Origin of the sequence: Massilimicrobiota sp. SW1139 (assembly GCF_012027715.1) — a bacterium.
In the GTDB taxonomy this organism is placed as follows: domain Bacteria; phylum Bacillota_I; class Bacilli_A; order Erysipelotrichales; family Coprobacillaceae; genus Allocoprobacillus; species Allocoprobacillus merdigallinarum.
The window spans coordinates 1-946 of the sequence record NZ_SJOR01000049.1 but is presented as its reverse complement, the minus strand read 5'-3'; the positions used below and the strand labels follow the sequence as shown (position 1 = coordinate 946).

Here is a 946-nt window from a genome sequence, read left to right as displayed (position 1 = left end):
TTGGACATCTATATCTGCGAGCTCTGTAATTGATGATGCATTTCTTGTTTGTCAGTATGGAATGGTTGATATGCTTGACACTATAGTCCTTGACTCTGTCTGTCATGTTGAGGCAGACAGGACACTGATGGGGCTTCCTCTTCAGTGTCACATCAATATAGACACCATCCTTCTGATGATGGATATCGAATGTTTCGATATCCTTATCCTCGATATTGAAGAAAACAAGGAAATCATTCTGGGAAATGATGCAGCTGGACATGGTCGTGGTATTATCACACATCGTCATCACCATCCAAAGCCAATAGAATCTGTAATTTCATAAAACATCCCGTCCTTTCTTTTTCTACATCTTCATGATAGAGGAAATGGAAGCAGAAAGACATAGAGGTCATGTGGTTTGAAAAGAGAAATACAGGTTTCTGGAAAATTTCTTATAAATGAGCAGTTCATCTATTGGGCAGTTGCCAAGCTTAACGATGAAATGGTATATGTGAGACAGTTCGATAATAAGATGATCTGTTGAATCGGAAAGAATGGAAACAATATCATCGAAGGAGACAGCAGATAGGAAAGGAATCATGGGAAAAAGAAGCAGCGCATGAGTTTTGCCGCAATGAGGGCATATGACTCTCTGGATGTTGATGGAGCTGTCCTTGAAGTTTCTTTTATAGTAGCCATGAACAGACAAGCCTCTATGAGAGCATTTTGGACATGATAGGAGAGACAAATCCAGTGAAAAGATAACATTGGAATAATTTTTTTGATTAATGGTATTGATTTTTCTGCTGGTTTTTAATATTATCATATTGTCGTTAGGACAAGATGAGACTCAACTTTGGTCGGGAGGGTTTCATCTTTTTTTCTTTCTATAGATTTCAGAAGATATATCCTGATAATACCATTATAGAATTTCCCGTGATTTTAAACCAGCATAAGAGAAAAC

Annotated in this window: 2 protein-coding genes; both read right to left on the bottom strand. The window is 37.6% G+C overall.

Features of this window, described 5'->3' with window-relative positions; translation table 11 throughout:
- Positions 1 to 106, bottom strand: a 106-nt coding sequence (locus E0K96_RS12220) for a hypothetical protein (protein WP_240924528.1), incomplete at its 3' end; no start/stop codon positions are given.
- Positions 107 to 391: 285 nt separating this feature from the next.
- A complete protein-coding gene (locus E0K96_RS12375) occupies positions 392 to 808 on the bottom strand; it encodes a DUF6431 domain-containing protein (protein WP_370519931.1) in 417 nt (138 codons plus the stop codon).
- Between the last annotated feature and the right edge of the window lie 138 nt (positions 809 to 946).